This is a genomic window from Microbacterium sp. RD1 (genome assembly GCF_052220165.1).
GTDB lineage: Bacteria > Actinomycetota > Actinomycetes > Actinomycetales > Microbacteriaceae > Microbacterium.
In genome coordinates this window covers 1,125,968-1,146,516 of sequence record NZ_JBQPOL010000001.1, presented here as the reverse complement: position 1 = coordinate 1,146,516, position 20,549 = coordinate 1,125,968, and the positions used below count along the sequence as shown (strand labels likewise).

Annotated in this window: 23 protein-coding genes; 9 read left to right on the top strand and 14 right to left on the bottom strand. The window is 69.2% G+C overall.

All coding sequences use genetic code 11. The annotated features are described in order from the left end of the window. The first annotated feature begins 52 nt into the window (after window positions 1-52). Together ACTU3I_RS05535 and ACTU3I_RS05530 are read left to right on the top strand one after the other, a co-directional pair. Window positions 53-1,222, top strand: coding sequence for a serine hydrolase domain-containing protein (locus tag ACTU3I_RS05535; protein WP_442924653.1), 1,170 nt, complete (start codon window positions 53-55; stop codon window positions 1,220-1,222). A gap of 155 nt (window positions 1,223-1,377) precedes the next feature. Beyond that, complete coding sequence (locus ACTU3I_RS05530; protein ID WP_442924651.1) at window positions 1,378-2,250, top strand: sulfurtransferase; 873 nt, start codon at window positions 1,378-1,380, stop codon at window positions 2,248-2,250. A 57-nt stretch (window positions 2,251-2,307) separates the two neighbouring features. Here the strand turns inward: ACTU3I_RS05530 and ACTU3I_RS05525 are convergent, their stop codons facing one another. Genes ACTU3I_RS05525 through ACTU3I_RS05515 form a run of 3 tightly spaced genes read right to left on the bottom strand, consistent with a single transcriptional unit; the run spans window position 2,308 to window position 4,804 of the window. After that, window positions 2,308-2,766, bottom strand: coding sequence for a MaoC family dehydratase (locus tag ACTU3I_RS05525; RefSeq protein WP_442924650.1), 459 nt, complete (start codon window positions 2,764-2,766; stop codon window positions 2,308-2,310). A gap of 3 nt (window positions 2,767-2,769) precedes the next feature. Beyond that, entirely contained in the window at window positions 2,770-3,525 is a 756-nt protein-coding gene (gene fabG, locus ACTU3I_RS05520; protein ID WP_442924649.1) for a 3-oxoacyl-ACP reductase FabG, read from the bottom strand. A 52-nt stretch (window positions 3,526-3,577) separates the two neighbouring features. Continuing rightward, the gene (locus tag ACTU3I_RS05515; protein ID WP_442924648.1) at window positions 3,578-4,804 is read right to left on the bottom strand and encodes an acetyl-CoA C-acetyltransferase; all 1,227 of its coding nucleotides are present in this window, start codon (window positions 4,802-4,804) and stop codon (window positions 3,578-3,580) included. 88 nt (window positions 4,805-4,892) lie between these two features. Between ACTU3I_RS05515 and ACTU3I_RS05510 the strand changes: the two genes are divergently transcribed. Beyond that, complete coding sequence (locus ACTU3I_RS05510) at window positions 4,893-5,501, top strand: TetR/AcrR family transcriptional regulator (RefSeq protein WP_442924646.1); 609 nt, start codon at window positions 4,893-4,895, stop codon at window positions 5,499-5,501. Between the two features lie 15 nt (window positions 5,502-5,516). Here the strand turns inward: ACTU3I_RS05510 and ACTU3I_RS05505 are convergent, their stop codons facing one another. Together ACTU3I_RS05505 and ACTU3I_RS05500 are read right to left on the bottom strand one after the other, a co-directional pair. After that, entirely contained in the window at window positions 5,517-6,686 is a 1,170-nt protein-coding gene (locus ACTU3I_RS05505; protein ID WP_442924645.1) for an acetyl-CoA C-acyltransferase, read from the bottom strand. Next, on the bottom strand, window positions 6,683-7,198 hold the full coding sequence (locus ACTU3I_RS05500) for a winged helix-turn-helix transcriptional regulator (protein ID WP_442924644.1): 516 nt from the start codon (window positions 7,196-7,198) through the stop codon (window positions 6,683-6,685). Before ACTU3I_RS05500 ends, ACTU3I_RS05505 begins: the two co-directional genes overlap by 4 nt. 73 nt (window positions 7,199-7,271) lie before the next feature. Between ACTU3I_RS05500 and ACTU3I_RS05495 the strand changes: the two genes are divergently transcribed. Beyond that, on the top strand, window positions 7,272-8,294 hold the full coding sequence (locus ACTU3I_RS05495; RefSeq protein WP_442924643.1) for an NADPH:quinone reductase: 1,023 nt from the start codon (window positions 7,272-7,274) through the stop codon (window positions 8,292-8,294). Here the strand turns inward: ACTU3I_RS05495 and ACTU3I_RS05490 are convergent. The 8 genes from ACTU3I_RS05490 to ACTU3I_RS05455 form a co-directional block, all read right to left on the bottom strand. Continuing rightward, complete coding sequence (locus ACTU3I_RS05490; RefSeq protein ID WP_442924642.1) at window positions 8,272-9,555, bottom strand: MFS transporter; 1,284 nt, start codon at window positions 9,553-9,555, stop codon at window positions 8,272-8,274. The genes ACTU3I_RS05495 and ACTU3I_RS05490 overlap by 23 nt on opposite strands. A 52-nt stretch (window positions 9,556-9,607) precedes the next feature. After that, window positions 9,608-10,555, bottom strand: coding sequence for a VOC family protein (locus tag ACTU3I_RS05485; protein ID WP_442924641.1), 948 nt, complete (start codon window positions 10,553-10,555; stop codon window positions 9,608-9,610). 7 nt (window positions 10,556-10,562) lie between these two features. Continuing rightward, the gene (locus tag ACTU3I_RS05480; RefSeq protein WP_442924640.1) at window positions 10,563-11,333 is read right to left on the bottom strand and encodes an ABC transporter permease; all 771 of its coding nucleotides are present in this window, start codon (window positions 11,331-11,333) and stop codon (window positions 10,563-10,565) included. A gap of 113 nt (window positions 11,334-11,446) precedes the next feature. Then, complete coding sequence (locus tag ACTU3I_RS05475; protein ID WP_442924638.1) at window positions 11,447-12,328, bottom strand: ABC transporter ATP-binding protein; 882 nt, start codon at window positions 12,326-12,328, stop codon at window positions 11,447-11,449. Next, on the bottom strand, window positions 12,325-13,383 hold the full coding sequence (locus ACTU3I_RS05470; RefSeq protein WP_442924637.1) for an ABC transporter substrate-binding protein: 1,059 nt from the start codon (window positions 13,381-13,383) through the stop codon (window positions 12,325-12,327). The genes ACTU3I_RS05475 and ACTU3I_RS05470 overlap by 4 nt, the downstream gene beginning before the upstream one ends. Before the next feature lie 72 nt (window positions 13,384-13,455). After that, window positions 13,456-14,217 (bottom strand): SDR family NAD(P)-dependent oxidoreductase, encoded by a 762-nt coding sequence (locus ACTU3I_RS05465; RefSeq protein ID WP_442924636.1) that lies wholly within the window; start codon window positions 14,215-14,217, stop codon window positions 13,456-13,458. Continuing rightward, window positions 14,214-15,083 (bottom strand): fumarylacetoacetate hydrolase family protein, encoded by an 870-nt coding sequence (locus ACTU3I_RS05460; protein ID WP_442924635.1) that lies wholly within the window; start codon window positions 15,081-15,083, stop codon window positions 14,214-14,216. Before ACTU3I_RS05460 ends, ACTU3I_RS05465 begins: the two co-directional genes overlap by 4 nt. Then, window positions 15,080-15,781 (bottom strand): VOC family protein, encoded by a 702-nt coding sequence (locus ACTU3I_RS05455; protein ID WP_442924634.1) that lies wholly within the window; start codon window positions 15,779-15,781, stop codon window positions 15,080-15,082. The genes ACTU3I_RS05460 and ACTU3I_RS05455 overlap by 4 nt, the downstream gene beginning before the upstream one ends. A gap of 118 nt (window positions 15,782-15,899) precedes the next feature. Between ACTU3I_RS05455 and ACTU3I_RS05450 the strand changes: the two genes are divergently transcribed. Genes ACTU3I_RS05450 through ACTU3I_RS05430 form a run of 5 tightly spaced genes read left to right on the top strand, consistent with a single transcriptional unit; the run spans window position 15,900 to window position 19,484 of the window. Continuing rightward, window positions 15,900-16,586 (top strand): GntR family transcriptional regulator, encoded by a 687-nt coding sequence (locus tag ACTU3I_RS05450; RefSeq protein ID WP_442924633.1) that lies wholly within the window; start codon window positions 15,900-15,902, stop codon window positions 16,584-16,586. Then, on the top strand, window positions 16,583-17,176 hold the full coding sequence (locus ACTU3I_RS05445) for a nuclear transport factor 2 family protein (protein ID WP_442924632.1): 594 nt from the start codon (window positions 16,583-16,585) through the stop codon (window positions 17,174-17,176). The genes ACTU3I_RS05450 and ACTU3I_RS05445 overlap by 4 nt, the downstream gene beginning before the upstream one ends. A 1-nt stretch (window position 17,177) precedes the next feature. Continuing rightward, window positions 17,178-18,020, top strand: coding sequence for a sugar phosphate isomerase/epimerase family protein (locus ACTU3I_RS05440; protein ID WP_442924631.1), 843 nt, complete (start codon window positions 17,178-17,180; stop codon window positions 18,018-18,020). 10 nt (window positions 18,021-18,030) lie between these two features. Further along, the gene (locus tag ACTU3I_RS05435) at window positions 18,031-18,885 is read left to right on the top strand and encodes a 3-keto-5-aminohexanoate cleavage protein (protein ID WP_442924630.1); all 855 of its coding nucleotides are present in this window, start codon (window positions 18,031-18,033) and stop codon (window positions 18,883-18,885) included. Further along, complete coding sequence (locus ACTU3I_RS05430; protein WP_442924629.1) at window positions 18,882-19,484, top strand: nuclear transport factor 2 family protein; 603 nt, start codon at window positions 18,882-18,884, stop codon at window positions 19,482-19,484. The genes ACTU3I_RS05435 and ACTU3I_RS05430 overlap by 4 nt, the downstream gene beginning before the upstream one ends. Window positions 19,485-19,487: 3 nt before the next feature. Here ACTU3I_RS05430 and ACTU3I_RS05425 read toward each other — a convergent pair whose 3' ends face one another. After that, entirely contained in the window at window positions 19,488-20,516 is a 1,029-nt protein-coding gene (locus ACTU3I_RS05425) for an NADP-dependent oxidoreductase (RefSeq protein ID WP_442924628.1), read from the bottom strand. Between the last annotated feature and the right edge of the window lie 33 nt (window positions 20,517-20,549).

The window sequence follows — 20,549 nt, the reverse complement described above, 5'->3', positions numbered from 1 at the left end:
ACGCTTTCTCCGCGGACTCGCACGGTGGTGCGAGCGCGGAAGGAGTGCAAAAATGGCAAGCAATCTGTCGGGCTCCTCGCTCGACACGGTGAGCGGATTCCGTACGCCTCGCTTCGACGGCGTGGCTGAGGAACTGCAGCGCCAGCTGGCGTCGGGCGAAGAGGTCGGCGCATCGGTGGCCGTCGTCGTGGACGGCGAGCTCGTCGTCGACCTGTGGGGCGGATGGCAGGACCCCGAGCGTCAGACCCCGTGGCAGCAGGACACGATCGTGAACCTGTGGTCCAACACCAAGCTCGTGGTGACGCTGGCCTTCCTCCGTCTCGTCGACGACGGTCGCATCGACCTCGATGCCCCCGTGGCGACGTACTGGCCGGAGTTCGCCGCCGCCGGGAAAGCCGGCGTCCGCGTGCGCGACGTCCTCTCGCACTCCTCGGGCGTCTCGGGACTCGACCACCCGGCGACCCTCGCCGACCTGTACGACACCGAGACCGCCGTGGCGCGGATGGCGGCGCAGTCGCCGTGGTGGGAGCCGGGCACCGCATCCGGATACCACCTGTTCAACTTCGGCCACCTCGTGGGCGAGATCGTCCGGCGCGTGACCGGCCAGGACCTTCGTACGTTCGTCGACGAGACGCTGGTCGCGCCGCTCGGCGCAGACCTCCGCATCGGGGCGCTCGAGACGGATGCGCCGCGCATCGCGACGCTGGTCCCGCCGCCGCCGCTGCCGTTCGACCTGGAAGACCTCGACCACTCGGCCCCGGTGTACAGGACGTTCACGGGGCCTGCGATCGATCCCCTCGCCGCGAACACCCCGCAGTGGCGTGCGGCGCAGGTCGGCGGAGCGAACGGCCACGGCAATGCCCGGTCGCTCGCGACGGTGCTCTCGGTGCTGGCGGAGGGCGGCAGCTCGCAAGGCATGCGCTTCTTCTCCGAAGAGGTCGCCGCCGAGGCCCTTCGGGCGAACACTGACGGCGTGGACCTCGTCAACGGACTGTACCTGCGCTGGGCTCTCGGCTTCGCCGTCAGCGACGAGCGCACCCTTCCGTGGGTGCCGACGGGTCAGGTGGGGTACTGGGGCGGATGGGGCGGCTCTATGGGCATCGTCGACCGCGACCGGCGCGTGGCCGTCGCCTACGTGATGAACCGCATGGGCGGCGACATCCTCGGCTCCGACCGCGCCCGCGCGTACGTCGATGCGATCTACGCGGGGCTCGGCGCCTGATCGCTGTTCCCCCGCACCATTCGGCTGCCTTGGGCGAGGTTTACCAGCCGATCGGTGCGGGGGAACGGCCAGCGAGCAGCTTCGCCGCCAGCGCCGTGTGTCGAAATGTCACGACCGGGCGACCGCACGATGGCGAGATTGGTTAGCGTTCGGCCATGCCGCAGCTTCCCGCCCTCGTCTCACCCGCCGAGCTATCCGCGCATCTGGACGACCCCGACGTGCTGATCGTCGACGCCTCCGTCAACCTCACCCGCGACGGAGAGGGTCAGCCCTACCGCATCACGAGCGGGCGCGACGGATACGACGCCGCGCACATCCCCGGGTCCGTGTTCGCCGACCTCATCTCGGAGTTCTCCGACCCCGACGGTTCGGTGATGTTCCAGCTGCCCACGATCGACCAGTTCGAGGCGGCCGCCGGCGCCCTCGGCATCCGTCCCGGTGTGCATGTCGTCGCGTACGTGCAGGAGCTGCCGACGTTCGCACCGCGCCTGTGGTGGCTGCTGCGCTACTTCGGCTTCGACGACGTCAGCGTGCTGGACGGCGGACTCCGTGCCTGGCAGGCGGCAGGGCTGCCGGTGACGGATGAAGCGACCCCGCCGCCGACGCCCTCACTCTTCGTCGCGTCGCCGCGGGAGCACCTGATCGCCCGGCGGGAGGAGGTGGAACGCGTGACCAACGGCGTGCACTCGGCATGCCTCATCAACTCGCTCTCCCCCGCCGAGTTCCGCGGAGAGGGTGTGCCCGCCGATGAGCGGGGCGGCAGCATCCCCGGTAGCGTCAACGTTCCGTGGTACGCCAACGTCGAGCGCGAGAGCGGGTACTACCGCCCCTCGACCGAGCTCGCCGAAGCGTATGCGCGCGCCGGGGTGACGAAGGATCAGCCCGTCATCACGTACTGCGGCGGCGGGATCGCGGCGTCCATGGACGCCTTCGCGCTCAGCCTGGCCGGGTACGACAACGTCAAGGTCTACGACGGCTCGCTCGCGGAATGGATCGCCGACCCTTCCCTCCCCCTCGTGCGCGCCTGACCCGCTGACGGCCGAGCCGCGGCCGGGCGGGTCGCGCGATGCGCTGGCGCGTTCTCCTCAGTCCGCCTTCGGGTAGAACGTCAGGATTTCGGCGACGCACGCCGGTCGGTCGCTCCCCTCGATGTCGACCGTGACCGTCGAGCGCAGGAGATGACCGCGTGCGGTCTCGGAGAGGTCGGCGAACTCGACGCGGCCGCGGACTCGGGCGTCCACGGGCACCGGCGCGGGGAACCGCACGCGGTCCGCGCCGTAGTTCACCGCCATTCCGGCGCCCTCGACACGGAAGGTCTCGTCGAGGAACAGCGTGACAAGCGAGAGCGTCAGATACCCGTGGGCGATCGTGCGCCCGAAAGGGCCTGCGGCGGCGCGCTCGGGGTCGACGTGGATCCACTGCGGATCGCCGGTCACCCCGGCGAAGGCGTCGATGCGCTCTTGGTCGACCGTGTGCCAGCCCGACTCGCCGATCGAGGTGCCCACGGCGGCGGCGACCTCGTCCAGTCCGGCGAAGACGCGCACGGGTCAGCCCAGAGGTCCGCCGGCGACGTACAGGATCTGCCCGGAGACGAATCCCGCGTCCTCGCTGACGAAGAAGGAGACGGCGGCGGCGATGTCCTCGGGCTGGCCGACCCGGGCGACGGGGATCTGGCCCGCCCACTGCTCGAGAAGCTCCTCGAAGGGCACGCCCATGCGCTCCGCGGTCGCCGCGGTCATCTCGGTCTGGATCCATCCCGGCGCGATCGAGTTCACCGTGACGCCGAACTTCCCGAGCTCGATCGCGAGCGTCTTCGTGAAGCCCTGGATCCCCGCCTTGGCGGCGGCGTAGTTGGCCTGTCCCCGGTTGCCGAGTGCCGACGTGCTCGACATGTTGACGATGCGACCGAAGCCCTCCTTGGTCATGTATGCCTGGGCCGCCTTGCTCATGAGGAACGCGCCTCGCAGGTGCACCCCCATCACCGCGTCCCAGTCCCCGGCCGTCATCTTGAAGAGGAGGTTGTCGCGGATGATGCCGGCGTTGTTCACGAGGATCGTGGGGGCTCCGAGCTCCGCCTCGATACGGGCGAACGCGCTCGCGACGGCGTCCTCCTCGCTGACGTCGGCGCCGACGGCCAGAGCGCGGCCGCCGGCCCGCTCGACGGCCTGCACGACCGGGAGGCAGCCATCCTCGACGAGGTCGAGGACGGCGACGGCGTGCCCGTCGCGTGCGAGACGGAGGGCGGTGGCGGCGCCGATGCCGCGTGCGGCTCCGGTGACGATGGCGACGCGGGGCGTGGTCATGGACAGTCTCCTTGAGGTGAAAGGGTCGGAATCGGGGAAATCCGGATGCGGCTCAGGAGAGCCGCTCGAGAACCATGGCCATGCCCATCCCCCCGCCGACACACATCGACTCCACGCCGAACTGCTTGTCGTGCCACTGCAGCGAATTGATGAGCGTGGAGGTGATGCGGGCGCCGGTCATCCCGAAGGGATGCCCGACGGCGATGGCACCGCCGTTGACGTTCAGCTTGTCGATCGGGATGCCCAGCTGCTGGGCCGAGCCGAGCGACTGCACCGCGAACGCCTCGTTGATCTCGAACAGGTCGATGTCGTCGATCCCCATGCCGGCGTTGCGCAGCGCGGCGGGAATCGCCTCGACGGGCCCGAGGCCCATGATCTCGGGCGAGAGCCCGGTGACCGCGGTCGAGACGATACGGGCCAGCGGCGTGAGACCCAGCTCCTTCGCCTTCGTGTCGCTCATGACGATCACCGCGGCGGCACCGTCGTTGAGCGGGCACGCGTTTCCGGCCGTCACCGTCCCGTCGGGGCGGAATACCGGCTGCAGCTGGCTCACCGCCTCCAGCGTCGTTCCTGCGCGCGGGCCATCGTCCGCGCTCACGACCGTGCCGTCGGCCAGGGTGACGGGCGTGATGTCGCGACCCCAGAATCCCGACGCGATCTGCGCCTCGGCGAGGTTCTGGCTGCGAACGGCGAACTGGTCCTGCTCCTCGCGGCTCATCCCGAGGAGCTGCTGCACGTTCTCGGCGGTCTGCCCCATCGCGATGTAGACGTCGGGGACGCGGCCGTCCTCGCGCGGGTCTCGCCACACCGGCGCACCTCCGGTCGAGCGATCGGCGGTGCGAGCGCTCGCCTCGTCGAACAGCGGGTTGAGGATGTCCGAGCCGGGGATGTAGTCCGAGGTCCCCCGCGAGAAGCGGCTCACCGTCTCGACGCCCGCGGAGATGTAGGCGTCGCCCTCGCCGGCCTTGATCGCGTGGAACGCCATGCGCGTGGTCTGCAGCGACGAGGAGCAGTAGCGCGTGACCGTGGTGCCGGGAAGGTGGTCGTAGCCGAGCAGGACGGCGACGTTTCGCCCCATGTTCCAGCCCTGCTCACCGCCGGGGAGCCCGCACCCGAGCATGAGGTCGGTGATGTCGGACGGTGAGAGCTCTGGCACCTTGTCCAGAGCCGCGCGCACCATCTGGACGGTGAGGTCGTCGGGGCGCAGATCTTTCAGCGATCCCTTGTTCGCGCGCCCGATGGGCGACCGCGCTGTAGAGACGATGACCGCTTCTGGCATGGGAGATCCTCACTTACTGAGCGCTTGCTTAGTGAGGACTATACCGACAGATTTGAGACGATGGAACCCTGAGGCGCCGAGGAGTCGTATGTCCGCCAGTCACCGCATCCCGTCGCGCGCGGATGTCACCCGCGCGAACCTTCGCGCCGCCGGTGTACGCGCGATCTCGGAGCGGGGATTCCACGGCACCACGACACGGGACATCGCCGCCGCCGCGGGCCTCAGCACCGCCGCGCTCTACGTGCACTACCGCTCGAAGGAAGAGCTGCTGTACGCGATATCGAAAGACGGGCACGACGAGGCGGTCGCGATCGCGCGCGCCGCTCGTGCAGCATCCGATGACCCCACCACCCAGCTGCAGGCGTTCATGCGGCCCTTCGCCGCCTTCCATGCGCGCGAGCACACCGAAGCCGTCATCATCACGCGCGAACTGCCGTCGCTCAGCAGTGATCACTTCGCCGAGATCCGGGCCCTCCGTCGCGAGATCGAAACGACGATGGAAGACATCCTCCGCGCGGGGGTCGCGCAGGGAGACTTCCACCTCGGCGACCCGCACATGACGATGGTGGCGTTGCTCTCACTCGGCCTCGACATCGCGCGTTGGTACCGCGAAGCCGGTGAGTGGACGCCGGAGCGTATCGCCGACTACTACACCGAGCTCGCGCTGCGGATGGTGGGGGCACCGAGCGACCCGTAGAAGCCGCCCTCGACCTCAGCCGAGGCGTTCGATGATGGTGGCGTTCGCCTGGCCGCCGGCCTCGCACATGACCTGAAGCCCGAAGCGTCCGCCCGTTTGATCGAGCACGCCGAGCAGCGTCGTCATGAGGCGCGCACCCGATGCGCCCAGGGGGTGTCCGATCGCCGTGGCTCCCCCGTTCACATTCACCTTCTCCATCGGCGCGCCGGTCTCCTTCTGCCACGCCAGGACCACGGATGCGAACGCCTCATTGACCTCGAAAGCGTCGATGTCGTCGATCGACATCCCGGCGCGCGCAAGCACCTTCTGCGTCGCCGGGATGACGCCGGTGAGCATGAAGATCGGATCATCCGCGGCGACGGCGAACGAGTGCACGCGCGCACGGGGCGTGAGACCGAGGCGAGACGCGGCATCCTCGCTGGCGATGAGGAGTGCAGCCGAGCCGTCGTTGACCGGTGAGCTGTTTCCCGCGGTGACCTTCCAGTCGAGGTGGGGGTACCGCTCCTCCCAGCGGTCGCTGCGGAAAGCGAGCCGAAGACCGGCGAGCGTCTCGGCAGTCGTCCCGGGGCGGATGGTCTCATCGACGTGCAGCTCGTTGACGAAGGCGACCTGTGAGTCGAAGAGACCGTTCTTCCACGCCGCATCCGCCCGCCGGTGCGACTCTGCGGCGAAGTCGTCGAGCTCGGTTCGAGACAGTTGCCACCGGTCGGCGATGAGCTCCGCGCTGATTCCCTGAGGGATGAGGCCGCCGGCGTAGCGCGCGGCGATGCTCGGGCCCGCGAAGTCCTTGCCCTCGGTCTGCGACCCGATGGGGATGCGGCTCATCGACTCCACACCGGACGCGATGACCACGTCGTAGGCGCCGGCCATCACTCCCTGCGCGGCGAAGTGCACGGCCTGCTGGCTCGAGCCGCATTGTCGGTCCACCGTGACGCCCGGCACGGACTCCGGGAACCCGGCCGCGAGAAGCGCCCACCGGGCGGTGTCCACGGACTGCTCGCCCACCTGACCGACCGCCCCGCTGATCACGTCGTCCACGACGGCGGGGTCGATGCCGGTCCGCTCCACGAGCGCCCTCAGGGAATGAGCGTGCAGATCGACGGGGTGGATCTCGGAGTAGGCGCCGCCCGGCTTTCCTTTGGCGACGGGAGTGCGGACGGCATCGACGATGACGGCGGTGTTCATAGGAAACTCGATTCCTTCTCTTCGGCTGAGTCAGAACGCGCGGTGCGCTCCAGGGAGACGACGATCTCACCGTCGTGCAGGTCGTGGCCGGCTGCGCACCGCACATCGACGTGGACATCCGCGCCGCAGGAGTCATGCACCATGCGCAGGCGACGGGAACGCGGGAGGTGCCGATCGCCCCAGGCCGCGAATGCGACGAGAAGCGGGACGAGCTCGTCACCGGCGTCGGTCAGGAAGTATTCCTGCCTTCCCCGCTGCCCGGGCTCGCGATACGACCGCTTCTCGAGCAGCCCCTCCTCGGTGAGGTGGCGCAACTGTGCGGCGACGACCGACTGCGTCAGCCCGGTGCGCTCCACGAAATCATCGAACCTCGACGTGCCGTACCAGGCCTCGCGAAGAAGCAGCACAGTCGAGCGCCGCGCGAGCAGGCTGCTCGCCCGGTCTATCGGGCATCCGTCGCCGAGCTCCGTGCGATCCGGCGCGGCGAGAATCCCGTGCATCGTGGGCGACATGGCGCCATCGTACACCTGACTACGCTTTATGTACTCAGATCCGTGTCGGCGTGCGGACCGCTAGCGTGGAGGCATGAAGGCGATCGTCTACTCGTCGCACGGCGACTCCTCCGTCCTCTCCCTCGCCGACCGGGATCCGGCCGATCCGGGCCCCGGCGAGGTGCGCGTACGCATCGTGGTGTCGGGGGTCAACCCCACCGACTGGAAGGCGCGCGCGGCAACAGCCCGCCTCGACGAGTTCGCGGAGATCGTCCCCGATCAAGACGGCGCCGGCATCGTGGATGCGGTGGGCGAGGGGGTCTCCCACCTCACGGTGGGCGACCGCGCGTGGATCTACCTCGCCGCCCACCAGCGCCCGACCGGCACCGCGCAGGAGTACGCCGTGCTCCCGTCCGAGCGGGTCGTCCGGCTCCCCGAGGGAGTCGATTTCGCCGTGGGCGCGTCGCTGGGCGTTCCCGCGATGACCGCCCACCGCGCGCTGACCGTTCACGAGAACGGCCCGGCCCGGCTCTTTCCCGGCGCCCTCGCCGGACGCACGGTGCTCGTCGCCGGAGGAGCGGGCGCAGTCGGGCACGCCGCCATCCAGCTGGCCCACTGGGCCGGCGCCACGGTGATCACGACCGTCTCCTCGCCCGCCAAGGCGGCCCTGGCTACCGCAGCCGGCGCCGACCATACGGTCGACTACACGCGGGAAGACGTCGTCGCGCGTGTGCGCGAGATCGCGCCGGACGGGGTGGACCACGTCGTCGAGGTCTCGATCGCCGTCAATGCCGCCATCGACGCCGCCGTCGCCGGCAACGCCGCGAGCATCGCCTATTACGCCGACGACGGCGGCGACACCTTCTCGATGCCCACGCGCCCGTCGTTCGCGAAGAACCTCCGCGTGCAGGGCGTGCTCCTCTACACCGTCACGCCCGCGGCATGGGAGGCCGCGGCGGAGGACATCACCGTGGCCCTGCATCATGGAGCGCTGCCCGTCGGCGAGGAGGCCGGCCTGCCGCTGACGTGGTTCCCGCTGGAGGAGACCGCCGCCGCACACGACGCGGTGCAGAACGCCACGGTCGGGAAGGTGCTCATCCGCGTCGCGGAGATGTGACCCTTCCGGTCCCGCGGTGCAGCCACACAATGAGGGCGCACAGGCCCCCCACGGTGAGGATCATCGCAATCACGAGCACACGGAACGCGTCGGCATAGGCATCCTCATGGCCGGTTGCTCCCGCGGCTACCCGTGCGGCATCCGCGCTCGGCAGAGACCGGCCCAGCAGCGCGACCATGCTCACACCGTAGAGAGCGACGGCCACGGCCGCACCGCCGGTGCGCACGAGGTTGAGCACGCCCGCGGCGAATCCGGCACGCGTGCGGGGTACCACGGTGAGTGCCTCGGAGTCGATGAGTCCGAGCGGCAGTCCGTATCCCACGCCGATGAGCACCAGCGGCGCGATCAGCCACGCCGGAGAGATGTCGGGTGAGAGCAGCAGCAGCCCTCCGTCGCCAAGAATCAGCGCCACGAGCGACGCACCCAAGACGGCGGTGGGGCGAATGCCGCGCCCGCCGGCGACGAGGCGAGCGGCAAGGAGGGGCGCGAGGAGGACGGGAAGGGTCATCGGCAGAAGGAAGAGCCCGGCCTGGGCGGCGTCCCATCCGAAGGTCGCGGCGAGGGCGACGGGAAGATAGCTCACCATCGTGATGTAGCCAACGGCCGGCGCCAGCGGGATCAGGACGAGGGCGAGGAATCGGCGATCGCGCAGCACCGCGCCGGCGGCGGCCGGGCGCCCGGCGCGAGCGGCGGGACGTCCGCGCGGAATCGCGGCGGTCAGCGCCAGCAGCACGGCGCAGGCGATCGCGACCGCGCCGTACACGCCGCGCCATCCGATCCCCGTCACGAGCAGGCCGCAGATCGTCGGCCCGAGGGCCAGCCCCGACCCGACCGCCGAGCCGAAGAGCGCGAAGACGCGGCGTCTTCCCGCCTCGTCCGGGTGCAGCTGAGCCAGGAGCGCCGATCCGCTCACGACGACTCCGCCGCCGCCGAGCCCGGCGAGCACTCGTCCGATGTCGAGCGCGAGATAGGACGACGCCGCGGCGCTGAGGGTCGAGGCCGTCCCCAGCGCGAGCAGCGCGAGCACGAACGTCCGGCGATGACCGACGGCATCCGTGATGCTTCCGACGAAGACCGTCGACAGCGCGAACGCGAGGTTGAACCCGTTGACCGCCCATTGCAGGCCCGCGGAGCTCGGCCCGAGGTCGATCGCGATGGCAGGCAGCGCCACTGCGGTACCGGTCACGCCCAGCGGCATGAGGAAGACCGCCGCGATGACGATGGCGACCGCCACGATGCGGCGTGGCGCGGGCAGAGTCATCTCCCCACCGCGGCCGGCAGGCGCGAGCGACGGCTGCGGCAGATCGCGGGCCTCACGCGGTCCGCGCGGCGGATGCGGCGGCGCCGGGGGCAGCAAGCGCGTGGCGCTGGAACCCGAAGACGTCGTCGAGGTCGGGAGGAACGAGGAGCAGCTCGATCGACAGTCCGTCGACGATTCGCAGATAGACGCCGCCGGAGACGTCGGGCAGATCGTTCGACGATGTCGCGCCGACCTCGTACAGCGCCTCCAGCGCCGCCGCCATCTCGGCGCGGTCGCGATAGCCGAGCGCGATGTTCATGATGCCCTGGTCGCTCAGCAGCGCACCCGGCACGGGAGGGCGCGGCGACGGCTCCTCATAGCGCACGAACTCGACCAGTGCATCGCCCACACGGAAGACCGCGCATTCCCGGCGAGCCCCCGCGAGTCCCCACAGCGCCTCGTCGTCGGGCCGGTGCAGCAGGAGCGGATCGATCTCGACGAGTCTGAGCGCGTCGGCGAAGAACCGGCGAACGGCACCGAGATCCGATACCGAAGCGGTAGCGGAGACCACCGCGGGGCCGGCGCCGCCTTCCGTCAGCTCGATGATCGCGTCGGCTCCCGGCTCCCGGACGCACACGCGCCGCACGCCGTCGCGTTCCACTGGGTCGGTGAGGGGCGAGACCCCCGCCTGGCCGAGGAGGTCGAGGGTCGCGTCGAGATCCGCGACGGCGACGCCGAAGCGCACCCATCCCAGATCCGACGGTCTCCAATCCGTCGACCGCGGGCGCTGCGGCGGGCTCGTGTGGTGGAACAGCTCGAACTGGAAGAAGTCCTGGCCTCCCACGAGCCACCACATCATGCAGTAGGTGTCGTCGCCGGTCGGCAGCTCCTGCACGCGGGCGGCCCATGCCCCCCAGCGCGGGCGGCCGCCGGCGTTGGCGAAGCCGAGCGCCTCCGTCAGCAGGCGCGTGGTGCGCGCGATGTCCGACGTGCACAGCGCCACCTGCGTGAAAGCACTCATCGTCTCCTCAGTCCTGCTGGATCCACCAGTGCAGCACCCGCCGCTTGAACTCCTCGGCGATCCACAGCATGAGCAGTGCACACACCGACAGGACGATGATCACCGCGAACGTCATATTACTGTCGGCGGCGTTGGTCGCCGTCGTGATGAGCAGACCCATCCCCGCCGAGCCGGTGAGAATCTCGCCGGTGACGACCGACACGATCGCGAAACTGACCGCGACGGGAAGGCTCGACAGTGTCCACGCGAGGGCGTAGGGAAACCGCACCCGCCACATGATGTCCCATCCGGATGCCCCGAGAAGCTGCGCGTTCTGCCTCACGTGCACCTCCTCGGTGCGCGCCCCCTCGTAGGAGTTGAACAGGGCGACGAAGAACACCACCATGAACGCGATCGCGATCGAACTCACCAACCCCGTGCCGAACAGCACGACCACGATCGGGATGAGCGCGATGCGCGGCACGGCGTTGAGTGCCACGACGAACGGGCGGAAGACCGCCCCGAGGAACTCGAAGCTTCCCAGCAGCAGGCCCAGCGCACCCCCGAAGATCATGGCGATCACCAGGCCCAGCACCGACGCCAGGAAGGTGGGCCACAGGAACTGCCACACCGACGGCACACCGTTGGCGCCGAACAGCAGATCGGTGAGATCGGTGAACACCTGCGAGGGCGAGCCGATGAAGTACGGGTCCAGGAAGCGCCACTGCGACACGTTGCCGATCTGGGGGATGAACTGCCAGGCAAGGAGCGCCAGCACCGCGACGAGGACCTGAGTCACGGTGATGACTGTCCGAGACTTCGTGTTGAGTCGGCGCGACCGCGTCGTGCGACGGGGAGCCGCCTCGGGGTGTCGTGTGTCGGCCGCAGGGGTCTCGACCGTGTGAGCAGACATCAGGGTCGCCCGCCTTTCTCCGCCTTCTCGGGATCCACGCGGTGCTGCGCGTCGATCTGCAGCCGCAGGTCGCCCCACAGCGTGCTGTACAGGTCGAGGAACTCCTGGCTCTCGCGGAGCGCCATCATCTCCCGATCGGATCCGAACGGCACCTCGTGGCTGCTGTAGACCGAGGTCGGTCGCGGGCCCATGATGTACACCCGGTCGCACAGGCTCGCCGCTTCGGCAAGGTCGTGTGTGACGAGGACGGTGGTGATGCCGAACTCGCGGACGATGTTGAACACGTCCTGGTGGATCGCCACGCGGCTCGGCTCGTCGATGGCCGAGAACGGCTCGTCCAGCAGAAGTACCTGGGGGAAGGCCGCGACGCTCGTGAGCACGGCCACCCGCCGGCGCATGCCGCCTGACAACTGATACGGGTAAGCCTTCTCGAAGCCCTCGAGGTGCACCATCGCGATCAGCTGGCGGATGCGGTCGTCCACATCGGCTCGCGACAGGCCGTCGCGCTTTCCGCGGGCGCGCTGGAAGCGGTAGTGCAGTCGGATGTTCTGCTCGACCGTGAGCCACGGCAGAACGGTGTCCTTCTGGAAGACCATGCTCAGCAGATGACGCCCGGAGTCGTCCGGGGACACCTCCACGTTCCCTGTCTGCACGGTGCGCAGCCCCGCGATGAGGCTCAGCACCGTGCTCTTGCCGCAGCCGCTGGGCCCGACGATCCCGATGCTCTCGCCACGCCTCACCGACAGGTTCATGCCCGAGATGACTTCGAGCCCGCTGGGGTAGCTGTATCCGGCGTTGCGGAAGTGGATGGCGGCCCCTCGGGACCCCTCGGTGGCGCGGGGGCCGCGCGCACCGAGGACGCCGTTTTCGAGTGTGCTCATGGCTTTCCGATTCCCTCCTCGAAGTAGGACATGTCGACCGAGTTGGCGTAGTCGAAGCGGCTCGGGTCGGTCGCGAGGAAGTCCAGCCCGCCGGCTTCGAAGAAGTCGACGGTGCGCTCCCAGGTGTCTCCGGCGATGTAGCCGTCGTCGGGGCTCAGGAAGTTCTTGAACTGGTCCAGTGACGTCGCGAGAACCTCCACGGAGCCTGCGGCCGCCCATGCGGGGTCGGAGGCGTGAAGGGTCTCCGCGATCTCCGTCGAGTCGGTCTCGATGAAGTCCTGCAGCGCCTCGTTGTACGTCTTCAGGACGAGTTCGACGGCATCGCGTTTGCTCTCGAGCACGTCGGGGAGCCCGCCGACGACGTCTTCGACACCGACCTCCGGCCAGTCCTTCGGCAGGTCATCGGTCGCTGCCGGGTCGAGGATGACCCGGAGCGTGCCGTCGTCGATCGCGCTCTGGTAGTACGTGACGTTGCCGATCGCGCAGTCGGTGCGGTCGGCGACGACGTTGGCGAGGATGGCCGGGATGGTGGTCAGCTGCGTGAGTTCCCACTGCACGTCGTAGATCCGCTCGAGCTGGCGCGTCCAGGCGTGCATGACCGTGCCGGCGGGGGCGGTGGTGACCGTCTTGCAGTCGGCCGGAGTCTTCACCGCGTCGTTGGAGGTCACGACGTAGGCGCTCGAGCTGGCATCGATGCCGTAGATCGTGTGGATCGGCTTCCCGGAGTTGACGATTCCGAACAGCCCCCCCTGGGCGCCTCCCCAGTACAGATCGGTCTGACCGGCGACGAGCTGCGAGGCTTGGGCTGCCTCCCCCACGACGAGGTTCAGATCGAGCCCGGCGTCGTCGAAGTAGCCCTCGGCCTCCGCCCAGTACAGCGGGGCGGAGGAGGCCATGAGGTTTCGCACGCCGATGGAGAGCGTCAACGGCTCGGTGTTCTCGGCGGACCCGGATGACGAGGGCGAGGCCTCGGTGGCACATCCGGTCAACGCGGCGACGAGAGCCGCGGCCCCGACGAGCGCAACGGCGCGGCGGGGGTGGGTGTGGTGGTTCATTTCCAAGCTCCTTTGCTCAGTTCTCTCCGGACGGGCGCCGGAGCGGTTCATTTCACTGCAGGCGGGTGTGGGTCAGAGACGTCGTCCCGCCGTCACGCCGCCGTCGACGGCGAAGAGCGCCCCGGTCACGAAGGACGCTTCGTCCGAGAGCAACCAGCGCGCCGCGCGGCCGATCTCGTCGGGGTCACCCATCCGGCCCAGAAGGTGGAGGGCGGCGGCTCGCTGCTGCACGGCTGGTCCGTCGAGCTCGCCGAAGAGCGACTCCTGCATGGGGGTGCGGATGGAGCCGGGAAGGAGCGCGTTGACGCGGATGCCGAGAGGCCCGCCCTCGACCGCGGCCGCGCGTGTCAGGCCGTTCACCGCGTGCTTGGACGTGATGTACTCCGCCTTGTCCGGAAGGGCGAGGGCGCCCAGACCCGAGGAGGTATTGACGATGGATCCACCGTCGACCATGGCGCGCATCTCGTACTTGACGCAGTGGAACGTGCCCAGCACGTTGACACGCATCACACGGTCGAACTCGGCCGAGGTGAGCTCCACGAGCGGCTTCTCGTGCTGAGCGATGCCGGCGTTGTTGAAGGCGCCGTCGAGGCGTCCGAACCGCCCGATGATCCACGCCACAAGGTCGCGCACCTGGTCTTCGTCGGTGAGGTCGGCTGCGCGGAACGCCACCTCGGCGCCGAGCGCCGACAGCTCGTCGGCGAAATCCGCGCCACCGGCGTCCACGAGGTCGGTGACGACCACGTGCGCGCCCGACTCGGCCAGCAGGCGCGCCGCTGACCGGCCGATGCCGCCGAGGGCTCCGGTGACGAGGTGCACCTTGGGATCGGTCATCGTCCGACGAACCTGTTCGTTATCGAGCCGACCCCTTCGATGGTGCTCGTGAGAGCGTCGCCCGGCCGCAGGAACAGACCCCGTGGCGCACCGACGCCGGCCGGCGTCCCGGTGAAGATGAGGTCACCCGGATGCAGCGTCACAACCTGCGAGAGGTCGGCGATGATCTGCGCGACGGGAAAGATCAGGTCCGCCGTCGTCCCATCTTGAAGCGGGATCGTCTCCGAGCCCTCCTCGCGCGGCCGCTCGAGCGTGGCGGTGATCCGCAGCGATCCGGGGTCGCTCACCTCGTCGGCAGTGGTCACCGCCGGCCCGAACGGCGCGAAGTTGCGGTACGACTTGCCCAGGCTGAACTGCGGTGCCGGCCCCCGCAGCTGCACCGCCCGCTCACTGTAATCCTGGCCCACGGCGTAGCCGGCGATCGCGGCCTGCGCGGTGTCGAGGTCCGCCTGGTGCACTTCACGGCCGATCACCACGACGAGCTCGGTCTCGTAGTCCACGCTGTCGCTGGGAAGTTCGACGGTGACGTTGGGACCGGCGAGGGAGGACGCGAACTTGGTGAACACCACGAGATGCTCGGGCGCATCGAGCTTCGCCTCCTTGGCGTGGTCGCGGTAGTTCAGCCCGATCGCGAACACCTGGCGCGGGTCGGGCACCGGCGCCTCGAGCTCCGCGGGATCGAAGCGGTCACCGCCGGTCAGCTCGGCGTCGGTGACCCACGCGCTGAACTCGGTCCACTGCTCGAAGACCTTGCGCGGCTCCGGCCCGAACCGACCGCCGCTGGCGGTGGCAATGTCCACGGCGGTCGCGCCGCCGTCGCCTTCGACGAGCAGGACGGCGCGGGAGTTGAGGTTGGCGATCTTCATGAGAGGTCTCCAGGAGTCGTGACACGCGGCATGCCCGCGGCCAGAGTCGGGTCGGCCGCGATGCGCGCGGGCCAGGGGTCGTCGAAGGTCACGACGGCGCGGGGCCGGTCCGGGGCGTACTCACCGCGACGGGCGCCGGCGTGGATCTCGTCCGCGGAGATCCCGGAGCGATACGCGGCGAGCACCTTGTCGGGGTCGAACTGCGGACCGATCTGGTCTTCGCTGAACTCCTGGGATGCCCACATCCACTCCTTCGACAGCGCCCAATCTCCGAACATGTCGACCTGGATCTCGACACCGTTGCCGTCGGGATCCTGGTAGTACAACGACATCGTCATGCCGTGGTCGAGGCTGATGACCGGCATGATGCCGGCGGCGCGCAGGCGTTCGTAGTTGTCGATCCAGCCGTCGAAGGAGTCGTACTCGAACGCGGTGTGGTGAAGCCCCGCGCTGTGGGGCTTGTCGATCGGAGGATGCACGTCAGGCAGGCGCAGCAGCGCGATGCGGTGGTTGGCGTCGTCGTTCGTGAGCCACGCGGCGTGCTCGGCGTAGTACACCGGCTGGAGCCCTGCCACCAGCTCGTAGAAGGCCACCATCGCGTCCACGTCGAGCGTCATGAACGTCGCGTGATGGAGCTTCGGCGGCCGGATGGGCCGGGGCTTGGGGGTCCGGAAGTACTGGCTGTGATCCGTGGACACGTTCACTCTCCTTGGGTCCTCGTCGTCGAGTGGTCCCGATCATTCCCCACGATTCTGGATAAGGCAACAGATTTTCCAAAATCCTTGCCAGATTTGAAAAAGCTGTTATCGTCAGAGCGTGCCGAAGACGACGCCCGTGACCCGTGCTGGCCAGATGCACGACGTCCTCCGAACCGCGATCTTGCGCGGGGACCTCGCGCCGGGTCAGCCATTGAGACTGGCCGCCCTGGCCGCGAGGTACGACGCCAGCCAATCGGTCGTCCGTGAAGCGCTGGGCCGCCTCGCCGAGCACAACCTCGCGGAGCTCACCCCCAATCAAGGTTTCCGGGTCGTCGACATCTCCCGCGAAGACCTCATGGCGATCACCGACCTGCGCGTCCTCATCGAGGGCGCAGCGCTGGAGAGCTCGATCGAGCACGGCGACGTGCAGTGGGAGGCGGGGGTGATTTCCGCACACCACGTCCTCGAGCGCGCGACGTTCGCCGACGACGGCGAGCCCGGTACGACCCAGGCGTGGAGCGACGCGCACGCGGCGTTTCACGACGCCCTCGTGTCGGCCTGCACCAACCCGCGCATGCTCGCGCTCACCAACTCCCTCCGCGACGGAGCCGAGCTCTACCGGCAGCTCTCGGGCCGCAACCCCGTCGGCGAGGTGAAGGCGCACCTGCAACAGCGCGACATCCCCGCCGAGCACCGGGAACTCATGGAGCTGGCCACCTCCCGCGATCCGCGCGCCGTCGCCGCCCTCCAGCACCACCTGCGGCTCACGACCGAGTACATCCTCGACGCCGGAGTGTTTGAATGAGCGCCGCGGAAGACATCGAGGCCGTGCGTCAGCTGGTCCTCCAGGAGCGACAGGGCCGCGATCGGCGCCGATGGGATCAGATGCGCGAGCAGTACTGGCCGGATGCGACGGTTCATCTGAGCTGGTTCTCCGGCAACGCGTACGACAACGTCGCCGACACGGCGAGGATGAATGCGAACGGAAACGTGTCGACGCACCGCCTGTCGCCGCCGTACATCTCCGTCGTGGCGGACCGTGCCGTGGCCGAACTTCCCACGGTCATCGAAGCGCCCATCCGCCTCGATGACGTCGACGCCGTGCTGCACACCTACCTGCGCCTGGAATACCGCGCGGAGCGCCGCGACGGGCGCTGGGGCATCTCGCAGCTCGACACCGTCTACGAGCGCGATCTGATCGTAGTGGCCACGCCCGGGCAGTCCGTCTCGATCGATCAGGCCGAGCTCGCCCGGTACCGCCGGCCTTTCCGGCTGCTGGCCTGGTTTCTCGCACAGCGAGGATACGAGGTGCTCGACGACCTGCTGGGCGAGGACCGCCCCGACGAGGTCGAGGCCTTCTACGAGGCCGAACGGCTCTGGTTGCAAAGGCGCTGACGTGATCTTCGGGGCGAGCACGTTCTCCTTCATCCGGCGCCTGAACGCCGCGGAGAGCATGCGGCGTCTGCGGGGGCTGGGGTACCGGGAGATCGACGTCCTCGCAGTCCCCGGCCACCTCTGGCCCAGCGAGCTGGATGCCGCCGAGCGGTCACGGTTTCGGAGCGGGCTCGAGAGGGACGATATCGCCTTCGCGAGCATCAATCCGCAACCGGTCGATCTCAACCTCGCCAGTGCTCTGCCCGACGTGCGGCAGTACTCGATCGGCGTCTACGCCGACATCATCCGGCTGGCCGTCGATCTCGGTGCGCCGGCGGTGGTGGTCGTACCCGGGCGCGTGGGCGCGGTGCCACCGGAGCGGGCTGCGACTCTCGCTCGTGCGGCGGAGAGCATGATCGCGCTGAGCGAGATCGCCGCCTCCGCAGGGCTTGCCGCCCTGCTCGTCGAGAACCATCCGACGAGCGGTCTGCCCGCCGCAGCCGACGTTGCGGAGCTCGCCAGCGAGGTGGGAGCCGGCAACGTCGGCGTCGCGTACGACGTCGCCAATGCGGAGTCGATCGGGGAGGACCAGGTCGCCGCCCTTCGTCTCCTCGGCGACCTCGTCGGGCAGACGCACCTCTCCGACGCGCGCCCCGGCGCGTGGGCGCACGACCCGATCGGCCGCGGCACGGTGCGCTTCGACGAGATTCTCGCCGAGCTCGACCGGATGTCGCTGCCGGCCACCCACATTCTCGAGATCATCTCGCCCGACCCGGAAACGGCGTTCGCCGACGCCGCCTCCGCGCTTTCCCTTCCCCTCGCGCCGGCGATCCCGACGCGCTTCGCAGCATCCGCATCTCAGTGAGGAGACACGCATGGACGTGACCATCACCGTCGCTCCGACGGGCCCGATCGCCACGAAGAAAGACAACCCCACCCTGCCCACGCAGCCGCTGGAGATCGCCGAGGAGGTGCACCGCGCGTATCTCGCCGGCGCCTCGATCGCCCACATCCACCTCCGCGACGAGGACGACCGGCCCACCGCCGACCTCGACATCGCGCGGCGCACGATCGACCTGATCCAGGAGCGCTGCGACATCCTCATCCAGCTGTCCACCGGCGTCGGGCTGGCCGTGCCGTTCGAGGAGCGCGCCCGCCTCGTGGAGCTGCGTCCACCGATGGCCACCCTCAACCCTTGCACGATGTCCTTCGGCGACGCGATGTTCCTCAACCCGCCAGGGGACGTCCGGGAACTGGCGGCGCGGATGCGGGATCTTCAGGTCAAGCCCGAGCTCGAGATCTACGACACCGGACACGTCGAGGCGGCCCTGCGCCTGCGCGATGACGGGCTGCTCGGCGAGGAGCCGTTGCAGGTGTCGATCGTGCTCGGCGTGCGAGGCGGCATGGCAGCGACGGCGGAGAACCTCCTCATGATCGCCGGTCGCTTGCCCGCGGACGCCGTCTGGCAGGTCATCGCGATCGGACGCCCCAACCTCGAGCTGACCGCGATCGCGCTCGCGCTCGGAGGCAACGCCCGCGCCGGCATGGAGGACACCCTCTACCTCGGCAAGGGAGTGAAGACCGACGGCAACCTTCCCTTGGTGGAGCGTGCGGTCGCCCTGGCCGCAGCCCTCGGACGGCGACCGCGCACGGTCGCCGAGACGCGCGAGGCCCTCGCGCTGGCGCGTGCGACGGTGGCTGCCGACGACGCCCTGGCGACGCAGCGGTGAGCGCCGCTGACGAGACCGACATCCGCTCGGTCATCGACTCGTGGGCGGTGTGGCGCGACGCCGGGGACTGGGAGCGCCTGCGGACGACGTGGCATCCGGGCGGACGGATGCACACCACCTGGTTCCGCGGCACCGCCGACGAGTTCGTCGACGGCGCCGCGGCGGCGTTCGCTGCCGGGGTGCTCGTGCATCATTTCCTGGGCGGCACCGCGGTGGACGTCTCGGGCTCCCGCGCGATCGCTCAGACGAAGATGACCATCTCCCAGCGCCTCGTGCTCGACGACGTCGAGGTGGACGTGACATGCACCGGCCGCTTCTATGACTTCTTCGAGCAGCGCGAGGGTCGATGGGCACTTGCGCTGCGGCAGCCCATCTACGAGAAGGACCGCATCGACCCTGTGACGCCGGGTCGATATCCGCGATTGGACGAGGAAGAGCTCGCCACCTATCCGCCGGGGTGCCGGCACCTGCTCTACTCCCAGACCCGCTCCGGCATGACCGTGCACCGCGAGGTCCCCGGCCTCGTCGGCGCCGAAGTGGAGCGTCTGTACGAGGCCGGGGACGCGTGGCTGGCGGGCGACGCGCTCGGCTCGGCGTGAGGGTCAGGCGATCTTCGCGACCAGCTTGCCGACGCCGCGCCCGGTGAACATCTGCGGGAAGGCGGTCGGGATGTTCTCCAGGCCCTCGATCACCTGCGTGGCGCTGTGCATCTTTCCGGCGAGCACGTGAGGGGTGAGGTCGTCGAGGAACTCCTGGTAGTCGCCGTAGAACTGCGTCACGTCGAAGCCGTGCACGGAGAGGTTCCGGTAGAAGATCTTGCGCAGCACCTGCGGAAGGTCGTTGGCTCCCTCGGTGAGGTTCGTGCTCGTGATCTGCGACATGACACCTCCGACGACGACCTGCGAGTTCAGGTTCATGTGCTCCATCATCAGCGGGAACTGCGTGGCTCCGACGTTCTCGTAGAGGAAGTCGATGCCGTCGGGCACCGCGCGGGCCAGCTGCTCGGCGAAATCGGGCGCCTTGTAGTCGACCGCCGCGTCCAGACCGAGGTCGTCGAGGAGGTGGCGCGTCTTGTCCGGTCCCCCGGCGACGCCCACGACGCGCAGGCCCCGGATCTTGCCGATCTGGGCCGCCGCCGATCCCACGCCGCCGGCGGCCGCGGTCACGACGAGGGTCTTCCCCGGTGCAAGGGAGATGATCTTCGTCAGGCCCACCCATGCGGTGAGGCCGGTGATGCCGAGGAGCCCGAGGTGCGCGGTCAGGGGGGCTGCCTCGGGATCGACGGTGCGGATGTCCGATCCGTCGGAGAGGGCGTAGTCCTGCCATCCGGTGGTGCCGAGATAACCCGACACGTGGTCGCCCGGCGCGAAGTCGGGGTGGTTGCTCTGCTCCACGACGGCGACGGTGAATCCGAACATGGTGTCGCCGACCTCGATGGGCGGCTGGTCGCTGTTGGCGTTACCCATCAGGATGCGGTTGAAGGGGTCGAGCGAGACGAGGGTGTTGCGCACGAGAACCTGACCGTCGCCGGGGACGGGCACGGGCCGCTCGACGATCTCGAAGTCGGTCGGCTTCGGGTTGCCCTCGGGGCGGGCTGTCAGGATGATCTGGCGGTTGACGGGCGTGCTCATGCGTGTCCTTTCGTCGAGCGCGGAATGCGTCGC

Excerpts from the sequence above, each read along its gene's own strand:
- fabG (WP_442924649.1), bottom strand. The coding sequence starts at position 3,525 with ATGACCACGCCCCGCGTCGCCATCGTCACCGGAGCCGCACGCGGCATC.
- ACTU3I_RS05425 (WP_442924628.1), bottom strand. The coding sequence starts at position 20,516 with ATGAGCACGCCCGTCAACCGCCAGATCATCCTGACAGCCCGCCCCGAG.
- ACTU3I_RS05460 (WP_442924635.1), bottom strand. The coding sequence starts at position 15,083 with ATGAAGATCGCCAACCTCAACTCCCGCGCCGTCCTGCTCGTCGAAGGC.
- ACTU3I_RS05530 (WP_442924651.1), top strand. The coding sequence starts at position 1,378 with ATGCCGCAGCTTCCCGCCCTCGTCTCACCCGCCGAGCTATCCGCGCAT.
- ACTU3I_RS05535 (WP_442924653.1), top strand. The coding sequence starts at position 53 with ATGGCAAGCAATCTGTCGGGCTCCTCGCTCGACACGGTGAGCGGATTC.
- ACTU3I_RS05515 (WP_442924648.1), bottom strand. The coding sequence starts at position 4,804 with ATGCCAGAAGCGGTCATCGTCTCTACAGCGCGGTCGCCCATCGGGCGC.
- ACTU3I_RS05475 (WP_442924638.1), bottom strand. The coding sequence starts at position 12,328 with ATGAGCACACTCGAAAACGGCGTCCTCGGTGCGCGCGGCCCCCGCGCC.
- ACTU3I_RS05490 (WP_442924642.1), bottom strand. The coding sequence starts at position 9,555 with ATGACTCTGCCCGCGCCACGCCGCATCGTGGCGGTCGCCATCGTCATC.
- ACTU3I_RS05470 (WP_442924637.1), bottom strand. The coding sequence starts at position 13,383 with ATGAACCACCACACCCACCCCCGCCGCGCCGTTGCGCTCGTCGGGGCC.
- ACTU3I_RS05510 (WP_442924646.1), top strand. The coding sequence starts at position 4,893 with ATGTCCGCCAGTCACCGCATCCCGTCGCGCGCGGATGTCACCCGCGCG.
- ACTU3I_RS05485 (WP_442924641.1), bottom strand. The coding sequence starts at position 10,555 with ATGAGTGCTTTCACGCAGGTGGCGCTGTGCACGTCGGACATCGCGCGC.
- ACTU3I_RS05445 (WP_442924632.1), top strand. The coding sequence starts at position 16,583 with ATGAGCGCCGCGGAAGACATCGAGGCCGTGCGTCAGCTGGTCCTCCAG.
- ACTU3I_RS05495 (WP_442924643.1), top strand. The coding sequence starts at position 7,272 with ATGAAGGCGATCGTCTACTCGTCGCACGGCGACTCCTCCGTCCTCTCC.
- ACTU3I_RS05435 (WP_442924630.1), top strand. The coding sequence starts at position 18,031 with ATGGACGTGACCATCACCGTCGCTCCGACGGGCCCGATCGCCACGAAG.
- ACTU3I_RS05505 (WP_442924645.1), bottom strand. The coding sequence starts at position 6,686 with ATGAACACCGCCGTCATCGTCGATGCCGTCCGCACTCCCGTCGCCAAA.
- ACTU3I_RS05500 (WP_442924644.1), bottom strand. The coding sequence starts at position 7,198 with ATGTCGCCCACGATGCACGGGATTCTCGCCGCGCCGGATCGCACGGAG.
- ACTU3I_RS05465 (WP_442924636.1), bottom strand. The coding sequence starts at position 14,217 with ATGACCGATCCCAAGGTGCACCTCGTCACCGGAGCCCTCGGCGGCATC.